Annotated in this window: 3 protein-coding genes; 1 reads left to right on the top strand and 2 read right to left on the bottom strand. The window is 73.8% G+C overall.

What is annotated here, in order from left to right:
• The coding region (locus ABZ749_RS30015) for a Tex-like N-terminal domain-containing protein (protein ID WP_357233685.1) at window positions 1–1,405 on the bottom strand (1,405 nt) is incomplete at its 3' end.
• 156 nt (window positions 1,406–1,561) lie between these two features.
• On the opposite strand from ABZ749_RS30015, the gene dgt reads away from it, so the two are divergent.
• Complete coding sequence (gene dgt, locus ABZ749_RS30010; protein ID WP_357233683.1) at window positions 1,562–3,073, top strand: dGTP triphosphohydrolase; 1,512 nt, start codon at window positions 1,562–1,564, stop codon at window positions 3,071–3,073.
• Window positions 3,074–3,137: 64 nt separating this feature from the next.
• Here dgt and ABZ749_RS30005 read toward each other — a convergent pair whose 3' ends face one another.
• A complete protein-coding gene (locus ABZ749_RS30005) occupies window positions 3,138–4,277 on the bottom strand; it encodes an MBL fold metallo-hydrolase (protein ID WP_357233681.1) in 1,140 nt (379 codons plus the stop codon).
• Between the last annotated feature and the right edge of the window lie 259 nt (window positions 4,278–4,536).

The following is a 4,536-nucleotide window of genomic DNA, read 5'->3' as shown; positions in this document are numbered from 1 at the left end:
GCCTCGACGTCGGTGACCAGCAGTACCGCGGGTCCTTCGGCCCGGGCCGCCGATGCCGCGACGCCGCGCCGCGCAGCGACACGTCCATCCCGGGCAGCTCCTGGGAGGCGTACGCGGAGGCGGAGTAGACCGACGCGCCGGCCTCGGAGACCATCACCTTGGTCAGGCCGAGCTGCGGGTGTCGGGCGATCAGATCACCGGCGAGCTTGTCGGTCTCGCGGGAGGCCGTGCCGTTGCCGATCGCGATCAGCTCCACCCCGTGCGCCCCGGCCAGCCGGGCGAGGGTCTCCACCGACGCGTCCCACTGCCGGCGCGGCTCGTGCGGATAGATCGTGTCGGTGGCGACCACCTTGCCGGTGGCATCCACGACGGCCACCTTCACGCCGGTCCGTAGGCCCGGGTCCAGGCCCATCGTGGGCCGGGTGCCGGCCGGCGCGGCGAGCAGCAGGTCCCGCAGGTTGGTGGCGAAGACCCGGACGGCCTCCTCCTCGGCCGCCTGCCACAGCCGCATCCGCAGGTCCGCGCCGAGGTGGATGAGGATCCGGGTACGCCACGCCCAGCGGACCGTGTCGGTCAGCCAACGGTCGGCCGGGCGGCCCGCGTCGGACACCCCGAACCGGCCGGCGATGGCCGCCTCGTACCGGGTCGGGCCGGTCGGTGCGGCGTCCGCCTCGCCCGCCTCCTCCGACTCCATGGTCAGGTCGAGCACGCCCTCCTTCTCGCCCCGGAACATCGCCAGGATCCGGTGCGAGGGCAGCTTCGGGTACGGCTCGGAGAAGTCGAAGTAGTCGGCGAACTTGGCGCCGGCCGTCTCCTGACCCTCGCGTACCCGGGAAACCAGCCGGCCCCGCGACCACATCTGCTCGCGCAGCGTGCCGATCAGGTCGGCGTCCTCCGCGAAGGTCTCGATGAGGATGGCCCGTGCGCCCTCCAGCGCGGCGGCGGCGTCCGCGACGCCCTTGTCCTCATCGACGAACCCGGCGGCGGTGGTCTTCGGGTCCTGACCCGGGTCAGCCAGCAGGGTCTCGGCCAACGGGGCCAACCCGGCCTCGCGGGCGATCTGCGCCCGGGTCCGCCGCTTCGGCTTGTACGGGAGGTAGATGTCCTCCAGCCGGGACTTCGAGTCGGCGGCCATGATCTGCGCTTCCAGGGCCTCGTCGAGCTTGCCCTGGGTGCGGATCGACTCCAGCACCGCGGCCCGCCGCTCGTCCAGCTCGCGCAGGTAGCGCAGCCGCTCCTCCAGGGTGCGCAGCTGGGTGTCGTCGAGCAGGCCGGTGGCCTCCTTGCGGTAGCGGGCGATGAACGGCACTGTCGAGCCGCCGTCGAGCAGCTCCACGGCCGCCCGCACCTGACGCTCGGCCACGCCGAGCTCGTCGGCGATCCGCTGATGAACAGACTGGGTCACGATCTCGATCCGCCTTCGGGAGTGGGTACCGGTTGCATTCTGCCGGGCGGCCCCGGTCGCTGTCGCCGCGCCCGGCCCAGGGCGGGGGACCGAACCGCGGCGCCCGGCCGGGGTGACCGGCGGCGGTCCCGTCGGGCCTGCGCTAGCGTTGCGATCATGGAATCTGCTGCGGAGCCGCGCGCCCGGCGGCTCTTCGGCGGCAGCGCCCGGGCCCTCGGCGACCTCACGGCCAACCCGTTCCGTGCCGACCGGGACCGGATCGTCGGCTCGCCGTTCTTCGCCCGCCTCGGTGGTGTCACCCAGGTGATCAGCCCGGTCGGCTCCGGGCTGCTGGTGCACAACCGGCTCACCCACAGCCTCAAGGTCGCCCAGGTGGCCCGGGCGGTCGCCGAGCGGTTGGGAGCCGACGAACGGTGGCGTGACCTGCTGGACAAGCTCGGTGGCTGCGACCCCGACGTGGTGGAGGCGGCGGCGCTCGCCCACGACCTCGGCCACCCACCGTTCGGGCACCTGGGGGAGCGGGTGCTGGACCGGCTGGCCCGCCAGCGTCTCGGCCTCTCCGACGGTTTCGAGGGCAACGCGCAGTCGTACCGCATCGTCACCAGCACCGAGATCCGTGGCGCGGCCACCACCGGGTTGGACCTGACCGCGGCGGTCCGCGCGGCAATGCTGAAGTACCCGTGGACCCGCCTGGACCACCCCGACCCGCACCCGCGCACCATGGACCCGCCGCCGCGCGGCGCCACCCCGCCGCCGGACGACCCGGAGAGCGGGTCGTCGAAGTTCGGCGCGTACCGGACCGAGCTGGACGATCTGCGGCAGGCCCGGGCACCGTTCGCCGACCGCATCCCGGACTGGCAGCAGACCGTCGAGGCGTCCGTGATGGACACCGCCGACGACATCGCGTACGCCATCCACGACGTGGAGGACTTCTACCGGGTCGGGGTGCTCCAGCAGGGTTCGGTCTCCGCGGAGTTGATGGCCTGGCAGCGCGAGAGCGCGCAGCTGCGGGCGATCACCGACGCTGCGCTGGCCACGGCTGCCCGGCGACCCGGGGCGGCGATCGAGCGGCTACGCCGGCAACTGCACCGCAAGGACGCCTGGATCGCCGACGACGACGCGTTCGCCGCCGCCGTCGAGCACGTCCGCGAGGAGTTGGTGGACGGGCTGCTCGCGATGCCGTTCGACGGCTCGATCGAGGCCGAGCAGTACGTGGCCCGGTTCTCCGCCCGCTGGTCCACCCGCTTCGTCGAGGCGATCACGGTCACCGAGCAACCGTCGGTGCGCTCCGGGCACGTGCTGCTGGGCTGCGCCCAGTGGCACGAGGTGCAGGTGCTCAAGTTCGTCCACCACCGGTTCGTGCTGGCCCGCCCGGACCTCGCCCTGCATCAGCGCGGCCAGGCCCGGCTGCTGGGCACCCTGGTCGAGGCGCTCTGGGAGTGGCTGCTCGACCCGGAGGAGGAGTCCCGGCTGCCCCGCCGGCTGCACGACCTGGTCGAGCTGGCCGAGGCGGAGCTGCACCCGCGTACCCCGGACCGGATCGGTCGCGCCCGGGGCCGGGCCATCGTCGACTTCGTCGCGCAGCTCACCGACGGTCAGGCGGTGGCCATGCTCGACGCGCTCTCCGGCCGGTCCGGCGCGCTCTGGACCGACGCGTTCGTGCTCTGACCCGACGGCCGCCTCAGGTGATCCTGCGACGGCCTACCTCCGGCGATGCCTGGTGTGGCCTGCCTCAGGCGACGGCCTGCCACCACCCGTCGACGGCGGGCGGCTCGTCGACGATGACCCGCTCGCCGGGGCGGGGCACGGCGAGGCGTACGTCGCGGGCCTTCGCCTCGGCCCACAGCCGGTCGACCGGCTCGGACCAGTCGTGCAGGGCCAGGTTGAAGGTCGCCCAGTGCACCGGCACGAACAGCCCGCCGCGCAGGTCGAGGTGGGCGCTGACCGCCTCCTCCGGGAACATGTGGATCGTCGGCCAGGCCCGGTCGTACGCGCCGATCTGCATCAGCGTCACGTCGAACGGCCCGTGCTCGGCGCCGATCTCGGCGTAGCCGTCGAAGTAACCGGAGTCGCCGGTGTAGAAGACCTTGCGGCGCGCCCCGGCCACCACCCACGAACTCCAGAGCGTGCCGTCGCGGCGCAGCCCGCGTCCGGAGAAGTGCTGGGCGGCGGTGGCGGTGATCTCCAGGCCGGCCACCCGGTGCGACTCGGACCAGTCCAGCTCGATGATCCGTTCGGCGGGTACGCCCCAGCGGTCCAGGTGCGCGCCCACTCCGAGCGGCACCAGGAACGGCGCGGACTGCCCGGCGAGCAGCGCCCGCACGGTGGCCATGTCGAGGTGGTCGTAGTGGTCGTGCGAGATCAGGATGGCGTCCAGCGGGGGCAGCTCGTCGATGCCCACCGGTGGCTGGTGCAGCCGGCGTGGGCCGACCAGACCCGAGGGGGAGCACCGCTCGCTCCAGACCGGGTCGAGCAGCACCCGCCGGCCCTCGATCTCGATCAGCGTCGAGGCGTGGCCGTACCAGACGATGTTGAGCTCGTCGGCGGCCTCCGGCCCGTCGGCGCTGGGGCGCAGCAGCGGGACGGCCGCGGTCGGACGCCGCTTCTGCTTGCCGAAGATCAGCTCGCGGACCAGGTTGCGCCCCGGCTCGGCGACCATCGTGCGGGTGCCGGCCCGGTTGTGGAAGGTGCCCTCGCGGAACTGCGGCGAGCCGGCCGCCCGTTCGGCCCGTGCCCCGCTGAGCCGGCCACCCAGGGCCGCCGGCACATCCCGGGCGACCCAGGCCAGGCCGGCCAGCGCGGCCAGGCCGGCGGCGCCTCGCATCCGCCGCCCGAGCGACCGTTCGACGTCCGTGTTCTGCGCTCGTGCCATTGCCGTCCCTCCGACGTGTCCGCCCTACACGGTAGTCACCCGGACCGAACCGTGCCTCGGTGGTCGCCACGCCGGGCCGGCCGCCGGCAGCGGCGACCGACCCGGGACGAACCTAGCCGCCGTTGCTGGGGCGCCGGGCGGTGATCCGGAACGTCCTGCCCACGCCCGCGATCCGGTCCACCGCCGCCAGGAACTTCGGGCCCATGGCTGCGCGGGCCTGCACCGCCGGGTGGGTCGCGCCGAAGTCGTCCGGGTTGGC

This window comes from Micromonospora sp. NPDC047753 (genome assembly GCF_040642735.1).
GTDB lineage: Bacteria > Actinomycetota > Actinomycetes > Mycobacteriales > Micromonosporaceae > Micromonospora.
The sequence above is the reverse complement of the archived record's forward strand: the minus strand, read 5'-3'. Positions and strand labels throughout refer to the sequence as shown.